Genomic DNA, 20,395 nt, shown 5'->3' with positions numbered 1-20,395 from the left:
CCGGCCTCCGAGCCTCCCGGGCGAAGCGAGTTCAGACGACCGGACTCAGCCAACCAGGCTCGGACGACCGGGCTCAGACGAAGGCGATGACGAGCAGGACGGCCGCCACCAGCAGCGCGACGGTCAACGCCGACGTCCCGGTGCGGCTGCCGGGGCCGCCCGAGGTCACGGCGGCCCAGGAGACGGCGGGGACCGCCACGGTGAGCGCGATCGCCAGCCACGTCACGGTCCCCATCGGGACCCCGGCGACCTCGGCCCCGAAGACGGTCGTGAACATCACCAGAAGCCAGGCCGTCGCCGTCAGCAGTGCCCAGGCCGCGCGGGCGGTCCACCGCTCGACCGGGTCGGCCGCGCGAAAGTTGCTTCGGGTCATCGTCAGGATCCGGGTCCAGTTCGCCACCGGAGCATTCTGCCGAACCTGACTCGCGAGTACCAGGGGCGGACCTCGGCAGCCTCAGCAGCATCAGCGGGCTCAGCGGGCTCAGCGGGCTCAGCGGGCTCAGCGGGCGAACTTCTGCTTCGCCGCGGGGGTGACGGGGGTGAAGAAGTTGACCAGGTTGCCGTCGGGGTCGCGGAACAGCAACGAGCGGTTGCCCCAGGGCATCGTGGTGGGACCGGCGACGACATCGGTGAGGACGGCGCTCAGGTTGCGGTGGACGCGGTCCACGTCGTCGACGAGGAACTCGGTGATCACGCTGTGGTTGTCCGCCGGGCGGGCCGAGCCGGGTGCGAACAGCGGGACGGTACGGGTGCCGGCGATCGCGAGGGTGGCGCCGCCGATCCCCAGTTCGGCGAAGTCCTCGGTGGCCCACACCGCCCGCACCCCGGTGGCCTGCTCGTAGAAGGCGACGAGGCGGGCGACGTCGGCGGTGATGATGCGGATCGAGACGAAGTGCACGGGGATCTCCTTGGCTGAACCTGAAACGGGACTCGGGAACCTGCACGTCGCAGGCTAGGCGGGATACTGGACAGAATCGGTCCGCTATTCCGCCTAGGCTGCGAACATGCCCCGACCCACCGCCCGCGTGCTGACCCTGCTGGAACTGCTGCAGTCCGGCGGCACCCGGACCGTCGCCGAACTCGCCGACCGGCTCGGTGTCCAGGGGCGCACCGTACGGCGATACGTCGACCAGCTGGGCGAGCTGGGCGTCCCCGTGGAGTCGGTGCGCGGCCGTTACGGCGGGTACCGGCTCGCCCCCGGGTACCGGCTGCCCCCGCTGATGCTCGGCGAGGACGAGGCGCTGGCCGTCCTGCTCGGCCTGCTCGCCGGCCGCCGCGCGGGCCTGAGCACGGCGGAGCGCACGGCGGGCGAGACGGCGGCGGCGAAGATCCGACGGGTCCTGCCCCAGCACCTGGCCCGCCGGCTCGACTCGCTCCTGGACGCCCTCGCCTTCACGGACCGGCCCGGCGAGTTCGACACCCCGGACGCCGAGGTCCTGCTCACCCTCGCCGACGCCGTCCGCCACCGCCGACCGGTCTCCCTCCACCACACCGGCCGCGACGGGCACCGCACCGAGCGCACGCTGCACGCGTACGGGATCGTCGCCCACGCGGGCCGGTGGTACGTCACGGGCCGGGACGCCCGGCTCGACGAGGACCGGACCTTCCGGCTCGACCGGATCGCGGACGCCCGCACCCTGCCCGGCTCCTTCGACGTGCCCGACGGCCCGGATCCGGCGGAGCGGGTGCTGTCGGCGTTCGCCACCGCCGAGTACCGGCACGAGGTGACCGTGCGGATCCACGGGACGGTCGGGCAGATCCGCGCCGGGCTCCCGGCGAGCGTCGCACGCCTGCCGGACGAAGCTCCCGAGGACGTCGTTCCCGAGGGCAATGCTCCCGAAAGCAATGCTCCCGAAGGCGACGCGACCGTCGAACGCTGGCGGGTGGTCGAGCTGCGGGTGGAGCGGCTCGACTGGCTGCCCGCCGTACTCGCCTCACTGGACCGGCCGTTCGTCATCGAGCGGCCCGACGAACTGCGGGCCCGTGTCGCCGCTCTGGCCGATCGCCTCGCCTCGTACGCCCGTGACCACACCCCCGGACCCGCCTGAGCCGCGTCGCCGCACCACCCGGGCGGGCGGTACGGCGACGCGGCCTTCGAGCGGTGGGGGTCAGTAGCTGGTGAGGCCGAGCTGCTGGACGCCGTTGGTCTGGTCGGTCCAACTGCCGGCCAGGCCGCCGTCCTTGACGATGGCGTGACCGTCGGTGGACAGCACGCCGACCCGGCCGGAGGCGCGGTCCAGCTGGAGATCTGCCACGTTGTTGGTCTCCGGCGTCCACCCCGCCAGCAGGCCGCCCTCCTTCACCGAGGCCGTCCCGTCGTTGAACACCACACCGACCCAGTCGCCGGACAGCCGAAGCTGCTTGACACCGTTCGTCTGGTCCACCCAACTGCCGGCCAGACCACCGTCCTTGACGATGGCGTGACCGTCCTTGGTCAGCACGCCGACCCGGCCGGAGGCGCGGTCCAGCTGGAGATCGGCCACGTTGTTGGTCTCCGGCGTCCACCCCGCCAGCAGACCGCCCTCCTTCACCGAAGCCGTCCCGTCGTTGAACACCACACCGACCCAGTCACCCGACAGCCGAAGCTGCTTCACGCCGTTCGTCTCGTCCACCCAACTACCGGCCAGACCACCGTCCTTGACCACCGCATGCCCGTCCGTGGTCACCACACCCACCCGACCCGCACCCTGGTCCAACTCGAAGTCGGCGACCCCACCCCGCTCGTCCACCCACGGTGCGTTCAGATCCCCCTCCTTCACATACAGCTCACCACCGGTCGTCAGCACACCGATCCAACTGCCACTCACCTTGAATCGCGCCAACCCCCCACCCCACTCCGGACTCCACCCCGCCGTCAGCGCCCCCTGCTTCACCGTCAACGCACCGTTCTGCAACACCCCGATGCGGGAGTTCCGGGCACCCGTCAGGCCGGCGGGACTGATGTAGGCGCTGATCCGCATGTTGGCGGCGGCGGGGACCGAACCGACCGGGACTTCGGCGGCGCCGAGGGTGAGGTTCTGGACGGTCGCGGTGCGGGCGAAGGCGGCCTCGTCCGAGCCCTGGCCTCCCCAGTCGCCGTTGGTGGTGAGGACGGATCCGTCGGCGTTGACCTTGGTGACGAGCCCGACGTGGTCGGCGCGCCCGGCGCCGTTGTAGTTGTAGAGCACCGCATCGCCGAGCTGGGGCCGGTAGTCCGGCCCCGTGTGGAGGGTGCCTCTGGCCTGCCCGTAGGCGTAGAAGGTGCCCGAGGAGGCGGTGAGCCCGGCGACGTCCAGTCCCGCGTTCTGCCAGACCCAGATGGCGAAGTCGGAGCACCAGTACTCGGGCTTGCAGCTGGAACCGAAGGACGTGCCACCGAGGCTGTTCGGTGCGCTGTTGACCACCGAGCAGGAACCGGCGCCCTTGCCGGCGTTGTTCAGGGCCAGGGTGGCGAGGTCGCTTCCGGTGGCGGCGGAGGCTGAGGGCGCGGCAAGGGTGACGCAGGCGCCGAGCAGCGCGGTCGACAGCGGGACGGACAGCAGGCGCAGGGTCCGGGACATGGTGATGAGCTTCCTCTCGTTGATGATCCGTCGGGTGCGGTGGTTCTGCGGCACGTGTTTCAGAAGCTGGTGAGGCCGAGCTGCTGGACGCCGTTGGTCTGGTCGGTCCAACCACCGGCCAGGCCACCCTCCTTGACGATGGCGTGACCATCGGTGGACAGCACACCGACCCGGCCGGAGGCGCGGTCCAGCTGGAGATCGGCCACGTTGTTGGTCTCCGGCGTCCAGCCCGCCAACAGACCGCCCTCCTTCACGGAGGCGGTGCCGTCGTTGAACACCACACCGACCCAGTCGCCCGACAGCCGAAGCTGCTTGACACCGTTCGTCTCGTCCACCCAACTACCGGCCAGGCCACCGTCCTTGACGATGGCGTGACCGTCCTTGGTCAGCACACCGACCCGGCCGGAGGCACGGTCCAGCTGGAGATCGGCCACGTTGTTGGTCTCCGGCGTCCACCCCGCCAGCAGACCACCCTCCTTCACCGAAGCCGTCCCGTCGTTGAACACCACACCGACCCAGTCACCCGACAGCCGAAGCTGCTTCACGCCGCTCGTCTCGTCCACCCAACTGCCCGCCAGGCCACCGTCCTTGACCACCGCATGCCCGTCCGTGGTCACCACACCCACCCGACCCGCACCCTGGTCCAGGTCGAAGTCGGCAACCCCACCCCGCTCATCCACCCACGGCGCGTTCAGATCCCCCTCCTTCACATACAACTCACCACCGGTCGTCAGCACACCGATCCAACTGCCACTCACCTTGAACCTCGCCAACCCCCCACCCCACTCCGGACTCCACCCGGCCGTCAGCGCCCCCTGCTTCACCGTCAACGCACCGTTCTGCAACACCCCGAGCCGTGCGGTGGGGGCCCAGAGCGCGTCGACGATCAGCTGGGCGTCGCCGGCCTGCGGCTGGTAGCGCTCGGGGAAGGCGGAGCCCTGGACGCCCTGGCAGACGACGCCCACCGGCTGGCTCTCCCAGGCGCCGTTGGGGAAGTTGGCCAGCATGTGGGTGAGGAAGGAGTTGGTGGCGAAGACCGGGTCCTCGATCTGGGCCGGCGTTCCCCAGCCCGCGCTCGGGCGCTGCTGGAACAGGCCCAGGCTGTCCGCGTCGCCGTACGTCAGGTTGTTGATGCTGCCTTCGACGATCGCGGTGGTGACGGCGATGACCGCGGCGTGGTTGTCGAGGCCCCGGTTCCGGACGGTGTTGACGATCGTCCGGGCGCAGGAGACGTTGTAGCCGTTCAGCGCACCGCGCATCTTGCCCTGCAAGCGGGGGTTGAGGGTGGTGGCGATCGCCTGGTCGGTCGCCGTGCCGTCGGACGCGGCCGGGTCGCAGGCGACCGTGCCCGAGGGCACGGCGGCGGCCAGGGGCGCGGTGGCGGCGGCGAGGGCGAGGCTGAGGGCTACGGCGGTCAGGCCGGTGGAAACGCCCTGGTGGATCCGGGTCATGGGGTCTTCTCCTCCACGAAACGCGGTTCGGTTGTCGGTTGACTGGGTTGCCCGGCGGTATCGGCCCGGCCGGGCTTCGCTGATCCGACGTTCCGACAGCGGTCTGCAAGTTCGGTGCAGAGCGGCCGCTGATCACCTGGAGGCGGTTGCGGGTCGCCGGGCCTGCAAGGCGACCGGGAATCCTCCAGCGGACTTGCAGGGAACTTGAATGGCCGGTCGCCACGATGGGGGTTTCCGTCGAACCGAGGACCGCGCCATGCCTGACGACCGCTTCCCCCGCACGCCCGCCCCGGCCGATCCCCCGCCTGCTCCCCCGCCCGCTCTCCCGCTCACCGACCTGGCCGACCTGGCCGACCTGACCGACCTGACCGACCTGACCGACGGCACCCTGGTGCGCGACTCCACCGGGCAGTTGGCCGTCGCGGTGGGCGGCGTCCTGGTCCGCTTCGCCGACCTGGCCGAGCTGACGGCCTGCGGCTACGACGAGCGCCGGCTGCTGGCGGTGCCCGGGCGTTTCGCCCCGGAACAGGCGCTGCCCGCCGACGGCACCCTGGTGCAGGGCCGGGACGGGCAGGTGACCACCGCGGTCGCGATGATGGTCGGCCGGGCGCGCCTGGACTTCGCCAGCGAGGCCGAGTTGGAGGCGGCCCCGGCCCGGGGCGTGGTCAACGGCGTGCCGCTGCCGCTCTTCCGGGGCCTGCCGGTGGTGCCCGCGGACGGCACGCTCTGTCGGGCCACGGTGGACCGCGCGGGCCGGTACGATCCGCGGCCGGTGGCCCTGCTGCTCGGCGGCGCGCTGATCGCCTTCGACGGCCCGGAGGAGGTCGCCGCGTGCGGCTACCAGGACTCCACGGTCTGGACCATACCGAGCCGGGTCTACGACGGCTTCCCCACGGAGCTGCCGGCGGGCGTGCGTCTCACCTCACCGGGCTCGGGAACGGTCAGCACCGTGACGGCAGCCGGGGACACGCCCGGGGAAGCAGTCGGGACGACGACCGGCCGGGCCTGGGTCGTCCCCGAGCGGGTGCTCCGGGCCGTCGTCCCGCGCGCCGAGGCCTGACGGCCCGTCGGCCTCAGGCAAGGTTCTCGCCCGCCTCCCGGCTGCCGTACCGCTCGAAGACGCCCCGCGCCTCCTGCCAGGCCGCCTCCGCCGCGGCCGGGTCACCGCCCGTGGCCGCGAGGCGGCCGAGGTCGCGCAGGGTCCGGGCGCGCCACAGCGGCAGCCGGAGGACGTCCCACAGCTGGAGGGAGCGCCGGAGCGCCTCGCCGGCCGCCTCGAGTTCGCCCTCGGCCAGGGCCAGTTCGCCGAGCGTCCGCAGGATGAGGGCCTCGCCGAAGCCGTCGCGCAGCTCGCGGCAGGTCTCCAGGCCGTCCTCCAGGGCGGTCCTGGCCGGGGCGTGGTCGCCCTGGCGCAGCCGGACCTTGGCGAGCGCCTGGGCGGCGTACACCGCGCCGAGCCGATCGCCGGCCCGGCGCAGCAGGTCCTCGGCCCGGGCCGAGACGGCGGCGGCCTCGGCCAGCCTTCCCTGGGCGCGCTCGACCAGGCCGAGTCCGCGCAGGACCAGGCCTTCACCGCGCTGGTTCCCGGCCGCGCGGTAGGCGGCGAGGGCGCGTTCGTGGCTCTCCCGGGCCTGCGGGAAGCGGCCCTGTTCGCAGTGGACGCTGCCGAGGCCGTAACCGGCCTGGGCCTCGGTCAGCCGGTGCCCGAGCCGTTCGGCGCCCGCCAGGGCCTGCGTCAGGTGGATGACCGCCTCCCCGTACTGGCCCTGGGTGCGGCAGACCTCGCCCAGCCCGGCGAGGGCGGCCACCTCACCGATGCGGGCGTCGTCGGTGCCGAGGCCGGTGGTGCCGGGGTCGGTGGCGCCGAGGCCGGTGGTGCCGGGGTCGGTGGCGCCGGGGCCGGTGGTGCCGGGGTCGGTGGCGCCGGGGTCCGGTTCGCCGAGGTCGGTGGCGCCGGCGCTCCGGTAGACCGCGATGGCCTGGCGGTAGTAGTCGTAGGACTCGGCGAGCCGGTCCTGCTCGAAGCGCAGCCGCCCGAGCCCGACCAGGAGCAGCGCCTCGCCGGCGAGGTTGCCGCCCGCGCGGGCGGCGGCGAGGGCCGCCTCGTGGGTCCGCCACCAGGAGTCGAACTGGTTGTGCGCGGCGAACAGGCCGAGCGCGACGCTGTTGGCGAGCCGGCAGGCCGCCACGTCCAGCCCGGCCCGCCCGGCCTCCTCGACCATGACGACCAGGCTGTCGTGCTCCGCCTCCAGCCAGGCCCTGGGGTCGGCGAGGAGCTCGGCGCTCTGCCCGGGTTCGAAACGCCAGGCCGGGTCCTCCGCCGGCGGGATGCCCGGAGTGCCGGTGGCACTGCTCTCGACCGCCTCGTCGACCAGTGCGATCCAGGCGTCGACCAGTCGGACGACCGCGCCGGTGCGCTCTTCGACGGGCTCGCGCCGACCGTGCTCAGCCGCGAACAGGCGGACCAGGTCGTGCAGGTGGTAGCGGGTCTGGCCGACGGCGTCGGTGCCGACGGCGTCCAGGAGTTGGGCGTCGACCAGCTCGTCCACCACGTCCTCGGCGGCCGTCGGGTCGGTGTCGAGCAGCGGGCCCACGACCCAGGCGGGCAGGTCGGCGGGGCTCAGCAGGCCGAGGCGGTTCAGCGCGGTGCGGGCGGCCGGGGAGAGCCCGGTGCAGCTGAGCGTCAGACTGGCCCGGACGTCGAGGTCCCCGGCGGTGAGTTCGTCCAGCCGGGTGCGTTCGTCGCGCAGCCGGGCGGCGAGTCGACCGAGGGCCCAGTGGGGGCGCCCGGCCAGCCGGGCCCCGGCGACGCGTACGGCGAGCGGCAGTCGGCCGCACAGGTCGACGATCTCGCGGGCCGCCTCGGGCTGGGCCGCGACCCGCTCGGCACCGACCAGCCTGGCCAGGGCGGCCACCGACTCGTCCACGGCCGGGACGTCCAGGTCCAGTACGGCGGCGCCCTCCAGGACGGGCAGGCGGCCACGGCTGGTGACCAGGACGGCGCAGCTCGCGGTGCCCGGCAGCAGGCTGCGGACCTGCTCCTCGTTGGCGGCGTCGTCCAGGACGGTGATGATCCGGCGGTCCGCCGTCAGCATCCGGTACTGCTCGGCCCGTTCGTCCAGGCCGGTGGGCAGCAGAGCGGCGTCGACGCCGAGGGCGCGCAGCAGTCGGCCCAGGGCGTCGTGCGGGCCGACGGGGCGGTCGGCGGTGCCCCGGAGGTTGAGGTAGAGCTGGCCGTCGGGGAAGCGGGGTGCCAGCCGGTGGGCGACGTGGATCGCCAGCGCCGTCTTGCCGCAGCCCGCGCGGCCGGACAGCACGGCGACATCGGCGGCGCCGGGGTGACGGTCGGCGCCGGGGTGACCGTCGGCACCGCCGGTGCGGTCGGCGCTGCCAGTGCCGCCGCCGGACGCCCCGAGGGCCCGCTCGATCCAGCCGACCTCCCGGTCTCGACCGACGAAGTCACGTGCCGCAAAGGGCAGTTGGCGCGGCACGGGCGCGGGCGGTACGGGCCCTTGCGGTACGGGCCCGTGCGACACGAACCCTGGTGGCACGGGCCCTGGCGGCACGGGCGGGACCCCGGACGGCCCCGGGTCCGCAGCCCTGAGCCGAGTCCGGGAGCGGACGGACACCGGGCCGGTGGCGCCGAGCACGGTCTCGTCCTCGGTGAGGATTGCCTGGTGGATCAGCCGCAGTCCCGGCCCGGGGTCGATGCCGAGCGCGTCGGCGAGCAGTTCGCGCCCCTCCTGGAAGACCCGCAGCGCGTCGGCCGCCCGGCCCATCCGGTACAGGGCCGTCATCAGCTGCCCGCGCAGCGGCTCCCGCAGGGGGTGCTGGGCGCACAGGGCGGCGAGCTCGGAGACGAGTTCGCCGTCGCAGCCCAGCGACAGCCGGGCGGCCGCGCGCTCCTCGATGCCGTCGATCCGGAGCCGGCCGAGCCGGGCGGACTCGGCCTCGGCGAAGGGCTGGTCGATCCCCTCCAGGGCGCGTTCGCCCTTCCACAGGGCGAGAGCGGTGTCGAAGGCGTGCACCGCCTGCTCGGCCTCGCCGCGCTCGACGGCGTTCCTGGCCTCGGCGAGCCCGCGCTCGAACCGCCAGGCGTCGAGCTGTTCGCCGTCCACGGCGAGCAGGTAGCCGGGCGAGCGGGTGAGCAGCAGCCGGTCCGCCTCGGCGCCCAGGCCTCGGCGCAGGGCGGCGACGTAGCTCGCGACCAGGGCGGTGGCGGTCGCGGGCGCCTGCTCGCCCCAGACGAGGTCGATCAGCCGGGCGGAGCTCACCACCTGGCGGGGCTGGAGCAGCAGGGCGGCCAGCAGGCTCAACGGCTTCGGGCCGCCGAGGACCAGCCGCTCCCCCGAACGCAGGGCCTCCACCGGCCCCAACAGACTGAACTCCGTCATCCCCGTCCCCCCGGACCTTCGACCGCCCGAGGGCGACCGGCAATGCGTCACGGGTTGACCGTACACGGTTCGGGGCGGACGGCAGGGCCTCTCCGCCAGGTTCCACCGGACGGACCGCGCCGCCGCTACCGCGTCCCCGGTGCCGACCGCCTCCGTCGCACCCCCGGCGCTGCGCGCGCGGCGCGGGCGGCGCGGGCGAGGTCGGCGACCGAGATCGGCTCGTGGACGTGCTCGGCGCAGAAGGTGACGGCCCGGCATACGGCGGCCGGCGCGGCGACCAGGGCGGAGGCCGCCCGGCCCGGGTTGTCCGGCTGGATGTCCAGGAGGCCGTGGAGCAGGCGCTGTTCGTGGTGGCTGCCGCGCGTCCGCCGGACGACCGTTCCCGGTCGTCACTCCCCGACTGTGCTCCCCATCTCGCCGGGCACCGGCTGCGGCCGGCCCCGCCCGGCCAGCCACAGCGTCACCTCCTCCCAGGCCGCCCGCTCCTGCGCCGGACTGCCCCACCGCCACCAGAACGGCGAGGTGCCGGAGTACAGCTCCTCCCGCCACCAGTCGGCGCACTCGTCCAGGTGATGCCCGGCGACCGGGCCCGTCTCCGCCTCCGCCTCCAGCTCCGCCTCCCAGCGGGCGAGCCAGGGAGTGACTGTCGAACTCGCCGTCACACAGCTCGCGAAGACCTCGGCCGCTGGGGTCGGCGGTGACGCCGTGCGCAGGGTCTGCGACCACCAGGCGTCCAGGAAACCGGCGACCGACGCGGCCTGCTCGCCGGGCCACTCCGACCAGCCCGCCGCGGCCAGCCCCCGCGCCATCAACTCCGGGTCCGTCGGACGCCCGGCGAGCACCAGGACGAGCTGCGGCAGCACGCGTCGGATGACCGCCGCCTGGTCATCCCAGTGGCCGGGCTCCTTCTGCGCGACCTGGCGGACGAGCTCCACGGGGAGCGGGACATCAGGGCTGCGCAACAGCCTCATCTCGCCCTCGGTGAAGCAGCGACCGCACCCGGTCTCGCCGATGTCGGCCGTCATGCCGCGGAAAGCGTCCGCCACCCTGGCCGTCGCCGCCCCCAGGGCGTCAAGGTCGTCAAGGTCGTCAATGTCGTTACTGTCGTCAAGAGTCACGGAGTGTCCCGTCAGGACTCCAGCAGGCACTCGGGCCGGCCGAAGAGCGCAACGTTACACTCCGAGCCCCAGGTTCGCGGCTCAACTGGACCGAACCGGCGACCATCGGCGCCTACGTCCGCCGGCGCCATGCCCGCGCTGCGTGACGAGCCACTAGACAGCCACGAAGCGGCGGTCGCCGTCCCCCACGACGACGCGCCCGAAGCGCATGCCGGGGAAGTGCGCGGCCACCAGCAGGTCGTCTCCGTCCGCCGCTCGGTCCGCGATCCGGTTGCGCACCGCCGAGGCGGCGGCAGGGTCGACGTCCCAGACCACCTCCCAATCCCGTTCGCTGAACTGGACGACGGAATGCACCACGTCCCCCAACAGGACGGCCCTCCGGCCACCGGAGGAGACCACGTACACCGTGGAACCGGGGGTGTGGCCCGGCACGTGGAGCGCGTCGACACCGGGCGCCACAGTGAAGTCCGCGTCGAACAGCTCCAGCCGCGAACCGAGCGGAGTGAGCTTGTCGACCGCGCTCGGCTGCGGGTTGTCGCCGGTGACGAAGTACTCCCAGTCGGCCCGGTGCGCACGGTAGGTCGCCCGGGGGAACACGGCCGCGCCGTCGTGCGTCGCCCAGCCGATGTGGTCGAAGTGCAGGTGGGTGAGAACGACGTCCGTGACGTCCGCCGGGGTGATTCCGTAGTCGGCCAGAGAGGAGAGCAGGTCCCCTCCCGTGTACCGGCCGTCGTCGAACGCGCCCACACCGGTGTCAACGAGTACGGTCCGCGCGCCGGTGCGGACGCAGAAGCCGCCGAGCGGCAGACGCAAGGTGCCGTCCGCCTCAAGATGCTCGGTGTGGCAGGCCCACGGATCCTCCACGCCGGGACGGGACAGGATGTCCGCCGCGACCTCGACCCCCACCCCGTCCCACACCGGCAGAACCTGGATGTCACCGATCCTCACGCGCACTCTCCCGTCTCGGGCAACCACCTGGCAGCAACCGGCTGCAACCGCTCGGGGCACCGGAGCATTCCGGACCGCTCAGCGCCGGCTCCGAGCTTCCTCACCGTGGGCTCTGCCCTGGAACTCGACGTCCGACTCCAGCCCTCCGACTCCAGCGCTCCGGCTCGCATCGATCACCCGGCGGCCCGAGCGCGAGAGGGCTTAGGGCGTGTCTGAACAATTCCCGCCGGGCGCGCGACGCCGGGGCACGCACCTCGCCGCGTTGTCGTCAGTCGCCGATGCTCCGCATGGACTCCCTCCTCCGCCTTGCGATGCACGCACCCCAACGCCGCGCGCTGATCCGACGCGAATTGTCAGACACGCCCTAACGCTCGGCGGCGAGACGCACACCCAGGCCGATGAACAGGCCGCCGGTCGCCACGTCGAGCCGACGGCGCGCGGCCGCGCGCCGGTCGAGCCAGCCGCCGATCCGGCCTGCGAGCACGCCCACCGTGCCGTCGACCAGGAACTCGACCGCGATGAAGACCGCGCCGAGGACCAGGAACTGGAGCCAGACCCGGCCCAGCGCGGGGTCGACGAACTGGGGCAGGAACGCGATCGTGAACGTGACCATCTTCGGGTTCACCAGGTTGGTGAGCAGCCCGCGGACGTACGCCCGCCGACCGGAGACCCCGTTCGCGCCCGCCGACTCGAACCGCTCCTGGCCGCGGTGGCGGATCGCCTGCACGCCGAGGTACACCAGGTACGCGGCGCCGGCCAGGCGCAGTGCGGTGAACGCGGTCGGCGCGGCGGCGAAGAACGCGGACAGTCCCGCGGCCGCGAGCGCGATGTGAACGGCCTCGCTGGTCGCGACCCCGGCGGTGGCGAGCAGCCCGGCGCGGGCGCCGCCGCGGATCCCGCAGCCGAGGACGAACAGCATGTCCGGCCCCGGGGTGACCATCGCAACGAGGGTGGTGAGGAGGAAGACGGCGAAGAGGTGCGGATCGACAGGCATGGGCGCGATGCTCGTGCGGGCGGGGCAGCCCTGCAAGCGATATTCGTAGGCTGAGACGGAGGGGTGTCCAGACCTCGGAGCGCCACCCCACTGGACGGCCGAGGAGTGGGAAGTCGGTGGGGCCGACTTCCCACCCCTCGGGGTTTACCGGGTCGGGCTCGAAGTGGGCTGCGGGGTGGGGTGGTTGTGGCGGGTGCGGTGAAGGCGTAGGCCCGGGCGAGCAGGGCGAGGGCGTCGGCAACCTGGTAGGTGACCGGCGTGGACGGGTCGGTGGCGGCTTGGGCGTGACGGACCATCAGGGGCGAGAGGTCAACGCCCACGACCTCGGCGGCGCCGAGGTCGTGGGCCAGGCGGGCGTAGGCGCCGTAGCCGGTGGCCAGGTAGGTTTCACCCCCCCCAGTGGATCTCGGCCAACGGAACGGTGACGCGACTGGTGCCCCGCGCCGGCCGGCCTGGAGGGCCGCGCGGCGTCCTGTTCGGCGTGCGATACCCAGCCCACCGTGTCCAGTGATCGAGCAGACACGTTGATCAGGCATGGCTACTCGTACTCTGCTCAGGGCCGCCGCTCTCGCCGCCGCCCTTCCCCTGCTTCTTGCCGCCCCCGCCCACGCCTCGATCATCACCGACACCCTGAACAACCTGGACGCCGCGAACAACGCGAACTTGCTCGGCATCAAGAGCGGCGTCACCAACACCAACGCGTCGGACCAGAGCAACAGCAACCACCACGCCCGCCCGTAAGCAGTTGTTGTCGTACCGATCAAGGCACGTGTCGGTCGAACCGAAGTCCCGATCAGGTGATCGTCGGGCGGCTGGCGAATGAAGCCAGGGCCTCGGACGACCGGGCAGTGGGAAGTCGGTGGGGCCGACTTCCCACTCCTCGGCGTTTACGGGGTCCGGCTCGAAGTGGGGTGCGGGGTGGGGTGGTTGTGGCGGGGTGCGGTGAGGGGGTAGGCCCAGGCGAGCAGGGCGAGGAGGAGCACGAAGGGCAGGAGGGTGCAGAGCGCGTCCCGCCCGTCGCTATGGCGGGGTTCAGATGGCATCGGGGGTGGCATCGGCATCGGTGAGGTCGAGTTCGGCCCAGACGGTCTTGGCGTTGGGGTGGCGGGGGATGGTGCCCCAGCGGTCACTGAGGGCGCTGATGAGGAGCAGGCCCCGGCCGGACTGGGCGTGCGGCGTGGGGGTGGTGGGCAGGACGGGAGCCCTGTCGCCCCTGGGGTCGCTGATCTCGATGCGCAGGGTGGTGCCCCGGCGCGCGGTGGTGGTGAGGGAGAGGTGCAACTCGAACCCGCGCCCCGGAACGCGTCCGTGCAGGACGGCGTTGGTGGCCAGCTCCGCGACGATCAACAGCGCGGAGTGGAAGGGGTCGGTGTGCGTCGAGTTCAGCCCCCAGCAGGTGAGTTGACGCCGCGCGATGCGGCGACACAGGGCGGCACCCTTGGGCGTGGCGGTGTGGAGGGTGGTGTGGCGGCGGGGTCTGTCGAGGGGGATTTGGGTCGTCATGGGAGAAAGCGTGGCGGGGCGGACGTACGCTGACCAGGGATCAGGCAGGCACGGAGAGTGCATGTATGGGTGCGTAGGGTTCGCCCCGTGGGCGGCCTGGATCAATCGGTCGAAAGGGCGGGTGGTTGCCGTGGGCGGCGTCGAGCAGACGGTCTTCGACGACGGCGAGACGGCGGAGAGCTCGGACGGGGTCACGGAGTTCTACGTCGCGGTCGGGAAGATGATCAAGTACTTCCGGGAGCGGGCCGGCGTTACCCAGAAGCAGTTCGCCAAGATGACCGGCTACAGCGAAGCCCAGATCGGCTCGATGGAGCGGGGCGTGCGGACGGCTCGAATCGAGTTCCTGGAGATGGCCGACGACCTGCTGAACGCGGGCGGCCTGCTGAGGCTCATTGCGGATGACGTGATGAAGGCGAAACTCCGCATGCGTGAGCGGCATCCGGCTTTCTCCAGGGCCTTCACCTCGGAGGAAGCGAAAGCGCTTGAGATCCACGAGTACAGCATGTTCGCGATCCCGGGACTGCTACAGACCGAGGCACACGCCCGGGCTCTGTACGAGATGCGCAGGCCGTGGCTCTCGACGGAGCAGATCGACAGTTGGGTCGCGGCCAGGTTGGCGCGTCAGGAGATCCTGACGCGGTGGCCGTTGCCAGTGATGAGTTGGGTCATGGACGAGAGCGTGCTCAGAAGGCCCCTCGGCGGATGGGACACGCATCAGGAACAGCTGCGCCACCTGCTCAAGGCTGCCGAGATTCGCGGGTTGGAGCTACAGGTCATGCCCCTCTCCAAGGAGCAGAATGCTGGAATGGGCGGCCCTTTCACGATCCTCACTCCGCCCAACCGTCTACCGATTGCGTACGTGGAGATCCAGCACGTTAATAGACTGATCACGGACCCGGAGGACGTCCGTAAGATGGTTGCGCGGTATGGCTCCCTCAGGGCGCAGGCGCTCGACATGAGGGAGTCCTTGGCCTTGATCGAACTGATCCTGGGAGAGCGGTAAGCATGGCTGAGCTGGCGTGGTTCAAGAGCAGTTACAGCACCAACGAGGGCGCCCAGTGCGTCGAGGTCGCCGAGACCCCGGGCGTCGTCCACGTCCGTGACTCCAAGGACAAGAGCGGCCCCCAACTGACCTTCGAACCGGCCGCCTGGGAGGCGTTCATCAAGTACGCCGCCACCGCTGAGGTCTGACCCATCCGGGGAGAACAATGAACGCGAAGCTCGCGTGGATCAAGAGCAGCTACAGCGGTAACGAGGGCACTGCTTGCGTCGAGGTCGCCGAGACCCCGGGCGTCGTCCACGTCCGTGACTCCAAGGACAAGAGCGGTCCCCAACTGACCTTCGAACCGGCCGCGTGGGAGGCGTTCCTCACCTTCGCCGCCACCAGCGAGGTCTGACGGCTTCGGCCCGTCGCTCCTGGCGAGCGACGGGCTGAACCCGTACATCACCACTCTGTACGGGTTCCCTACTCCCCCTCACCGCAGAACTCGGCCTCCAGCTCCTGAGTGGTCGGCTCCGGTCTCGCCGTTCGCCCAGTCGCTGGTCCCGCTCACGCCCCGCCCCGGCCCTGGACCGTCTCCGGGATCGGTGGCGGGACCGGAGCGGGGCCGAGCGTGGTGGTGCCCGGGCGGGCGAGCCGGATCAGTCCGTCGCGGTAGGCCGCCATCGCCTCGCGGCTGCGGCCCTGACGGTCGAGCAGGTCGCCCAGCAGGCGGGTGGTGTCGGCCAGGTCGCCGGTGACGTCCGCTTCACGCTGGAGGTCGACGGCGGTGCGGTAGTGCCGCTCGGCCGCCTCCAGGTCGTCGGCGCGTTCGCGGATCAGGCCGAGCAGCCGGTGCGCGGCGGCGGCGTGGACCGCGCCACGGCCGGGGCCGAGACCCTCCAGCAGCCGGCCGAGGAGCTCCTCGGCTTCCGCTGTGTGGCCGAGCCGCCACCGGACGTCGGCGAGCTCGACCTCCACCTGGACCGCGTAGAACGCGGCCCCGCTCGCGCGCAACATCGCCGCTGCCGTGCGCAGTTCGGTCTCGGCCTCGGCAAGTCGGCCGTGCTGGGCGTGCAGGTATCCGCGCATCCAGTGGCACTGCGCGAGCTCGACACGGATCCCCCACTGCTGGTACACCTCCTGCGCCTTGACCAGCGCGGCTTCGGCCTCGGCGAACCGTCCGTGGGCCACGTGGGTGCGCGCGACGGACCGGTGCAGGCCGGCGACGGCCACCGGGTCCTCCACGCGGGGCGCCAGGGCGAGCGCGAGGCCGGCTGCCTTCGTCGCGCGTTCGAGGGCACCGAGCTCCAGGTAGGGGCCGATCGCCGAGGCGTACAGCAGCATCAGCGACACCGGGTCCGGCAGGCCGCCGCTGTTCAGCTCGTTGATCGTGCTCTCCAGCAGGTAGCAGGAGTAGCGGACGTCCCCTTCCAGGTAGTGGGCGGTCGCCCGCCCGCGGATGGCGGGCACCCGAGTCGGCAGCGGCTGGTCGGCCAGCAGACCCTCGGCCTGCTCGAACTGCTCCCGCCCCTCGGCCAGCGCGCCGCGGCGCAGCAGGAACGCCCCCAGGGCGGTGCGCAGTTCGGCGACGAGGTCGACCAGCCCGAAGGCGCCGGCCCGTTCCGTCAACGCGGCCAACCGCTCCTCGGCCGCCTCGCCGTCGCCGGCCTCCACGAGCTGGTTCGCCTCGGCGATGCCGTCCCGGATCTCGCTGCGCAGGCCGGCGGGCAGGCCGAAGGCCAGTTCCTCGTAGCCGACCTGGAGGCGCTCGGCGAAGTAGCGCAGCACCGTTTCGGACGCCCGGGCCTTGCCCGCCTCCAGGGTGGAGACGTACGCGGCGGTGTACCCCGGCTCGGCCAGTGCGCGCTGGGTCAGTCCGCGTTCGGCGCGCAGTCGTTGGAGCCGCGCGCCGACCGGCTCCGAGGGCTGCTCACCTGTGGCGGGGGCGGACATCTCGGCTTCCTCCTCGGGGTCGTTCATGTTCCGTCGGCACTCCTATCACGCCGATGACCCGGGGTCTTGCGGGGCCGGGGACCCGTGCCCTAACTTAACTCCAGTCGTAACTGATGTTATGACGGGATTTATATCGGAGTAGCCCACTCTCTCAGCTGTTCTCCGGCCGCTCTCCGGGCGTCTCCGAACGGTCCCGCGCGCCACCCCCACGGCTCGCCACGGGACGCACCCGGCTCCAACGGTCATCGACGAGCACTTCCACACGGCGCGCGATCCGCGCCACCCCCACCGGAAGGACCCCCATGCTCCTCAGTCGACGCACCATCCGTCCCAGGCCCCGCACCACCGCGGCCGCACTGACGGCCGCCACCATCGCCGCGACGATCCTGCTCCCCGCCACCACTGCCCACGCCGCCCAGTGCTGGTTCGGCGCCTGTTTCAGCTACGTGACCGGGCGTCAGCAGACCACGACGGCCGGCGCCGCCGTCACCATGTACGTCGCCGACCCGACCGGCGTCCCCGCCGACGGCCACTCGCTCCAGGAACTCTCCCTGCAGAGCACCGGCGGCACCGTCAGCGGCAACACCGTCGAGATCGGTTGGACCGTCGACCCCCAGACCAACGGCGACTACCTGCCCCATCTCTTCGTCTTCCACTGGATCAACGGCCAACCCACCTCCTACAACACCGGCTTCGTACCGACCTCCAGCACGGTACGGCCGGGCATGGCCCTGCCCCCGGGCGGCTCGGTGCGGCTCGCCTGGTGGAACAGCAACGGCAACTGGTGGGCCTACTACGACAACACGCCCATCGGCTACTTCCCCGGCAGCACCTGGAACGGCACGTTCACCAACGCCCAGATCGTCTCCGCCTTCGGCGAGGTCGCCGCCGACAGCCGGACCAGCTGCACCCAGATGGGCGACGGCGTCTACGGCAGCCAGGCCGGATCGTCGTCGATCTCCGACTACCAGCTGTACGGCTCGTCCGACCAGCCCCGGTTCACCGTCAGCGCGACCGACCCGAGCTACTACAACTACGGTGCGGCTGGCGCCACTTCCTTCCGCCTCGGCGGTCCCGGCGCCTGCTGACCGCGGACGGTCGACGACCGCCGACGGTCGTGTCGGCCTCGCGAGGGCGGCGAGGCCGATGCGCCGCGGGTTCCGGCCCGTGAGGGGCGAGCCGGAGACTCAGTCCGGCCGGTAGTGGTCGGCGACGACGCGGGCCATGGCGCCGATGCGGTCCTCCGCGACCTCCCGGGCCGCGAAGAAGCAGTGCCCGCGGACCGTGCCGTAGTCCTGGGCCAGGGTGAGGTGGCGGGACAGCTCGGCCGGGTCCTGCCAGGCGGCGGGCTGGCCCGGCGCGCCCGCCTTGTACAGCGCCTCGCCGAGGTAGAGGTCGACGCCGGTGCCCCGGGCCACCGCGTCCCACCAGGGCACCAGGACGGCGTAGTCGGCGGCGGCGAAGCCGATGTTCCAGTAGAGCTGCGGGCAGATGTAGTCGATCCAGCCCTCGCGCACCCACTTCCGGGTGTCGGCGTACAGGTCGTCGTAGGCCTGGACGCCCGCCGTGGTCGCCGAGCCCTGCTGGTCGGTCGCCTGGTTGCGCCACACCCCGAACGGGCTGATCCCGAACCGCACCCGGCTGTTGACCGCCTTGATCCGGGCGCCCATCTCCCGGACCAGGAGGTCGATGTTGTCGCGCCGCCACGCGTCGCGGTCCGGGAAGTCGGCCCCGTACCGGGCGTAGGCCGCGTCGTCGTCGAAGCGCTCCCCCGCGACCGGGTACGGGTAGAAGTAGTCGTCGAAGTGGACGCCGTCGACGTCGTAGCGGCGTACGGCGTCGAGCATGGCGTCCTGCACGAAGCGGCGGACCTCGGGCAGGCCCGGGTTGTAGTGGAGCCGCCCGCCGTGGGTCACCACCCAGTCGGGGTGGAGCCGGGCGGGGTGCGTCGGGACCAGCCGCGAGGGGTCGTCGTGGGTCGCGATCCGGTAAGGGTTGCACCAGGCGTGCAGTTCCAGGCCGCGTTGGTGCGCCTCCTCGACCGCGGTGCCCAGCGGGTCCCAGCCCGGGTCCCGGCCCTGCTCCCCGGTGAGCCAGGCCGACCAGGGCTCGTACGGGGAGGGCCACAGCGCGTCCGCGGTCGGGCGGACGTGGAGCAGCACCGCGTTCAGCCGTCGTTCCAGCGCCTCGTCGAGCCGGGCGAGCAGCTCGGCGCGCTGGGCCTCGGCGGTGAGGCCGGGCCGGGAGGGCCAGTCCCGGTTGGCCACCGTCGTCAGCCAGACGCCGCGGAACTCCCGCTCGCCGTCCCGCCGTTCCGCCGCCACCCGGCGGGGCTGCTCCTGCGGCCCGCCCCGGCCCGCGGCGGACGCCGGGGCAGAGGCCGGGGCGGCCACGGCCAGCCCGCCGAGTGCGGCCGCCGTGCCCGCCACGAAGCCCCGCCTCGTGATTCGCCCCATGTCGTGCCCCTCGCTCATTCCCGCAGCTCGCTTCCCGCAACTCGCTGCCCGTCGGTCCGGCCGCCCTGCCGAGGGTCCGACCTCTGCGTTGCCAGGAGCAACGACCGCGGGCGTGGTTGGGTACGGGCGGGTCGTCCTGGCGGCCGCGCATCTCTCCTCCTGGGCGGCGCCGTTCGCATTCCGTAAGGACGTCACAGCCCCTCACCACACGCCCGGCGCGCTTCGATGGACGGGTGGATTCCAAGCCCCCCGGCGCCCGGCGCCGCCTCGACCTCCGCCTCGACCGCCCGCTCCCTCCCCCGCCCGGCTTCCTGCGGCGCGGCCCCTTCCGCGACGGCGCGTTCACCTCCGCGCTGCACGAGCCGCGCACCGCCGTCGTACTCGGCCGGTGGCTCGGCGCAGCCCTGCTGGTCTGCTTCCTGACCGGCCTGACCAGCCACTTCCTCCAGGACCCGCCGCACTGGCTGGCGCCGCACCTGCCCTCCCGTCCCGTGAACGGGTACCGGATCACCCAGGGGCTGCACGTGATCAGCGGCATCGCCGCGATCCCGCTGACCGGCGCGAAGCTGTGGACGGTCTACCCCCGGCTGTTCGACTGGCCGCCGGCCCGCAGCGTGCTGCACGCCCTGGAGCGGCTGGGCATCGCCGTCCTGGTGGCGGCCGTGCTGCTGGAGCTGTGCACCGGACTGCTGAACACGCTCCAGTGGTACCCCTGGCCGTTCCCGTTCCGCCAGACCCACTTCTGGCTGGCCTGGCTCGCGGTCGGCGGCCTGCTGATCCACCTGGCCGTCAAGGCGCCGCTCATCGCCCGGCACTGGCGCGGCCGGCAGGCTCCGGCGCCGGCCGGGCGCCGGGGTTTCCTGACCGCCGTGGGAGCGGCCGTCGGCGCGGTGACGCTGACCACCGCCGGGCAGACCGTGCCCTGGCTGCGGGCGGTGGACCTGCTGGCCCCGCGCCGACCGGGCCCGGGGGCGGGGGGGCGGCGGGGCCCCCCCACCCACCCCCCCGCCCGGGGGGGTACCCCCCCCCCCCGCCGGCGGCTGGTGGTTGGCGACCC

19 protein-coding genes and 2 pseudogenes are annotated in these 20,395 nt (G+C 72.6%); 8 read left to right on the top strand and 13 right to left on the bottom strand.

Features of this window, described 5'->3' with window-relative positions; all coding sequences use genetic code 11:
- Positions 1–73: 73 nt before the first annotated feature.
- Together ACZ4W5_RS35170 and ACZ4W5_RS35165 are read right to left on the bottom strand one after the other, a co-directional pair.
- Positions 74–400, bottom strand: coding sequence for a hypothetical protein (locus ACZ4W5_RS35170; protein ID WP_360245360.1), 327 nt, complete (start codon positions 398–400; stop codon positions 74–76).
- Positions 401–499: 99 nt separating this feature from the next.
- The gene (locus ACZ4W5_RS35165) at positions 500–898 is read right to left on the bottom strand and encodes a VOC family protein (RefSeq protein WP_465659145.1); all 399 of its coding nucleotides are present in this window, start codon (positions 896–898) and stop codon (positions 500–502) included.
- Between the two features lie 106 nt (positions 899–1,004).
- Here ACZ4W5_RS35165 and ACZ4W5_RS35160 point away from each other — a divergent pair, with 106 nt between their 5' ends.
- On the top strand, positions 1,005–2,048 hold the full coding sequence (locus ACZ4W5_RS35160; protein WP_465659143.1) for a helix-turn-helix transcriptional regulator: 1,044 nt from the start codon (positions 1,005–1,007) through the stop codon (positions 2,046–2,048).
- A 60-nt stretch (positions 2,049–2,108) separates the two neighbouring features.
- Here the strand turns inward: ACZ4W5_RS35160 and ACZ4W5_RS35155 are convergent, their stop codons facing one another.
- On the bottom strand, positions 2,109–3,593 hold the full coding sequence (locus tag ACZ4W5_RS35155; RefSeq protein ID WP_465659142.1) for a CHAP domain-containing protein: 1,485 nt from the start codon (positions 3,591–3,593) through the stop codon (positions 2,109–2,111).
- A gap of 5 nt (positions 3,594–3,598) precedes the next feature.
- Positions 3,599–4,990, bottom strand: coding sequence for a hypothetical protein (locus ACZ4W5_RS35150; protein ID WP_465659140.1), 1,392 nt, complete (start codon positions 4,988–4,990; stop codon positions 3,599–3,601).
- A 256-nt stretch (positions 4,991–5,246) separates the two neighbouring features.
- Here ACZ4W5_RS35150 and ACZ4W5_RS35145 point away from each other — a divergent pair, with 256 nt between their 5' ends.
- The gene (locus ACZ4W5_RS35145; protein ID WP_465659138.1) at positions 5,247–6,050 is read left to right on the top strand and encodes a hypothetical protein; all 804 of its coding nucleotides are present in this window, start codon (positions 5,247–5,249) and stop codon (positions 6,048–6,050) included.
- A gap of 13 nt (positions 6,051–6,063) precedes the next feature.
- Here the strand turns inward: ACZ4W5_RS35145 and ACZ4W5_RS35140 are convergent, their stop codons facing one another.
- The 5 genes and pseudogenes from ACZ4W5_RS35140 to ACZ4W5_RS35120 form a co-directional block, all read right to left on the bottom strand.
- Positions 6,064–9,384, bottom strand: a complete 3,321-nt coding sequence (locus tag ACZ4W5_RS35140; RefSeq protein WP_465659136.1) for an AfsR/SARP family transcriptional regulator — start codon at positions 9,382–9,384, stop codon at positions 6,064–6,066.
- Positions 9,385–9,773: 389 nt separating this feature from the next.
- Positions 9,774–10,409: a hypothetical protein gene (locus ACZ4W5_RS35135; RefSeq protein ID WP_465659135.1), complete on the bottom strand. Its 636-nt coding sequence runs from the start codon at positions 10,407–10,409 to the stop codon at positions 9,774–9,776.
- 246 nt (positions 10,410–10,655) lie between these two features.
- Complete coding sequence (locus ACZ4W5_RS35130; RefSeq protein ID WP_465659134.1) at positions 10,656–11,450, bottom strand: MBL fold metallo-hydrolase; 795 nt, start codon at positions 11,448–11,450, stop codon at positions 10,656–10,658.
- Positions 11,451–11,814: 364 nt separating this feature from the next.
- Entirely contained in the window at positions 11,815–12,444 is a 630-nt protein-coding gene (locus ACZ4W5_RS35125) for a LysE family translocator (protein ID WP_360245386.1), read from the bottom strand.
- A gap of 224 nt (positions 12,445–12,668) precedes the next feature.
- Positions 12,669–12,980 (bottom strand): annotated as a pseudogene (locus ACZ4W5_RS35120) (class I SAM-dependent methyltransferase); the annotation flags it as partial.
- On the opposite strand from ACZ4W5_RS35120, the gene ACZ4W5_RS35115 reads away from it, so the two are divergent.
- The gene (locus ACZ4W5_RS35115; RefSeq protein WP_465659132.1) at positions 12,979–13,185 is read left to right on the top strand and encodes a hypothetical protein; all 207 of its coding nucleotides are present in this window, start codon (positions 12,979–12,981) and stop codon (positions 13,183–13,185) included. The pseudogene ACZ4W5_RS35120 and the gene ACZ4W5_RS35115 overlap by 2 nt on opposite strands.
- A 146-nt stretch (positions 13,186–13,331) precedes the next feature.
- Here the strand turns inward: ACZ4W5_RS35115 and ACZ4W5_RS35110 are convergent, their stop codons facing one another.
- Both ACZ4W5_RS35110 and ACZ4W5_RS35105 read right to left on the bottom strand, forming a co-directional pair.
- Complete coding sequence (locus ACZ4W5_RS35110; protein WP_465659130.1) at positions 13,332–13,487, bottom strand: hypothetical protein; 156 nt, start codon at positions 13,485–13,487, stop codon at positions 13,332–13,334.
- The gene (locus ACZ4W5_RS35105; RefSeq protein WP_465659128.1) at positions 13,477–13,947 is read right to left on the bottom strand and encodes an ATP-binding protein; all 471 of its coding nucleotides are present in this window, start codon (positions 13,945–13,947) and stop codon (positions 13,477–13,479) included. Before ACZ4W5_RS35105 ends, ACZ4W5_RS35110 begins: the two co-directional genes overlap by 11 nt.
- A gap of 130 nt (positions 13,948–14,077) precedes the next feature.
- Between ACZ4W5_RS35105 and ACZ4W5_RS35100 the strand changes: the two genes are divergently transcribed.
- From ACZ4W5_RS35100 to ACZ4W5_RS35090, 3 genes are read left to right on the top strand one after another with little or no spacing between them, the layout of a single operon-like run.
- Positions 14,078–14,950: a helix-turn-helix domain-containing protein gene (locus ACZ4W5_RS35100; RefSeq protein WP_465659127.1), complete on the top strand. Its 873-nt coding sequence runs from the start codon at positions 14,078–14,080 to the stop codon at positions 14,948–14,950.
- Between the two features lie 2 nt (positions 14,951–14,952).
- Entirely contained in the window at positions 14,953–15,138 is a 186-nt protein-coding gene (locus ACZ4W5_RS35095; protein ID WP_465659126.1) for a DUF397 domain-containing protein, read from the top strand.
- A gap of 17 nt (positions 15,139–15,155) precedes the next feature.
- The gene (locus tag ACZ4W5_RS35090) at positions 15,156–15,344 is read left to right on the top strand and encodes a DUF397 domain-containing protein (protein WP_465659124.1); all 189 of its coding nucleotides are present in this window, start codon (positions 15,156–15,158) and stop codon (positions 15,342–15,344) included.
- A gap of 152 nt (positions 15,345–15,496) precedes the next feature.
- Here the strand turns inward: ACZ4W5_RS35090 and ACZ4W5_RS35085 are convergent, their stop codons facing one another.
- Positions 15,497–16,882, bottom strand: coding sequence for a helix-turn-helix domain-containing protein (locus ACZ4W5_RS35085; protein WP_465659156.1), 1,386 nt, complete (start codon positions 16,880–16,882; stop codon positions 15,497–15,499).
- 302 nt (positions 16,883–17,184) lie between these two features.
- On the opposite strand from ACZ4W5_RS35085, the gene ACZ4W5_RS35080 reads away from it, so the two are divergent.
- The gene (locus ACZ4W5_RS35080; RefSeq protein ID WP_465659123.1) at positions 17,185–17,970 is read left to right on the top strand and encodes a neprosin family prolyl endopeptidase; all 786 of its coding nucleotides are present in this window, start codon (positions 17,185–17,187) and stop codon (positions 17,968–17,970) included.
- Between the two features lie 99 nt (positions 17,971–18,069).
- Here the strand turns inward: ACZ4W5_RS35080 and ACZ4W5_RS35075 are convergent, their stop codons facing one another.
- A complete protein-coding gene (locus ACZ4W5_RS35075) occupies positions 18,070–19,338 on the bottom strand; it encodes a glycoside hydrolase family 10-like protein (RefSeq protein ID WP_360244805.1) in 1,269 nt (422 codons plus the stop codon).
- Between the two features lie 311 nt (positions 19,339–19,649).
- Here ACZ4W5_RS35075 and ACZ4W5_RS35070 point away from each other — a divergent pair.
- Positions 19,650–20,395 (top strand): annotated as a pseudogene (locus tag ACZ4W5_RS35070) (molybdopterin-dependent oxidoreductase); the annotation flags it as partial.

This window comes from Kitasatospora sp. NPDC029367, assembly GCF_055569135.1.
Note: the sequence above shows the minus strand (reverse complement) of the source record. Positions and strands in the feature narration are given on the sequence as shown.

Excerpts from the sequence above, each read along its gene's own strand:
- ACZ4W5_RS35160 (WP_465659143.1), top strand. The coding sequence starts at position 1,005 with ATGCCCCGACCCACCGCCCGCGTGCTGACCCTGCTGGAACTGCTGCAG.
- ACZ4W5_RS35150 (WP_465659140.1), bottom strand. The coding sequence starts at position 4,990 with ATGACCCGGATCCACCAGGGCGTTTCCACCGGCCTGACCGCCGTAGCC.
- ACZ4W5_RS35145 (WP_465659138.1), top strand. The coding sequence starts at position 5,247 with ATGCCTGACGACCGCTTCCCCCGCACGCCCGCCCCGGCCGATCCCCCG.
- ACZ4W5_RS35140 (WP_465659136.1), bottom strand. The coding sequence starts at position 9,384 with ATGACGGAGTTCAGTCTGTTGGGGCCGGTGGAGGCCCTGCGTTCGGGG.
- ACZ4W5_RS35135 (WP_465659135.1), bottom strand. The coding sequence starts at position 10,409 with ATGACGGCCGACATCGGCGAGACCGGGTGCGGTCGCTGCTTCACCGAG.
- ACZ4W5_RS35125 (WP_360245386.1), bottom strand. The coding sequence starts at position 12,444 with ATGCCTGTCGATCCGCACCTCTTCGCCGTCTTCCTCCTCACCACCCTC.
- ACZ4W5_RS35115 (WP_465659132.1), top strand. The coding sequence starts at position 12,979 with ATGGCTACTCGTACTCTGCTCAGGGCCGCCGCTCTCGCCGCCGCCCTT.
- ACZ4W5_RS35110 (WP_465659130.1), bottom strand. The coding sequence starts at position 13,487 with ATGCCATCTGAACCCCGCCATAGCGACGGGCGGGACGCGCTCTGCACC.
- ACZ4W5_RS35105 (WP_465659128.1), bottom strand. The coding sequence starts at position 13,947 with ATGACGACCCAAATCCCCCTCGACAGACCCCGCCGCCACACCACCCTC.
- ACZ4W5_RS35095 (WP_465659126.1), top strand. The coding sequence starts at position 14,953 with ATGGCTGAGCTGGCGTGGTTCAAGAGCAGTTACAGCACCAACGAGGGC.
- ACZ4W5_RS35090 (WP_465659124.1), top strand. The coding sequence starts at position 15,156 with ATGAACGCGAAGCTCGCGTGGATCAAGAGCAGCTACAGCGGTAACGAG.
- ACZ4W5_RS35085 (WP_465659156.1), bottom strand. The coding sequence starts at position 16,882 with ATGTCCGCCCCCGCCACAGGTGAGCAGCCCTCGGAGCCGGTCGGCGCG.
- ACZ4W5_RS35080 (WP_465659123.1), top strand. The coding sequence starts at position 17,185 with ATGCTCCTCAGTCGACGCACCATCCGTCCCAGGCCCCGCACCACCGCG.
- ACZ4W5_RS35075 (WP_360244805.1), bottom strand. The coding sequence starts at position 19,338 with ATGGGGCGAATCACGAGGCGGGGCTTCGTGGCGGGCACGGCGGCCGCA.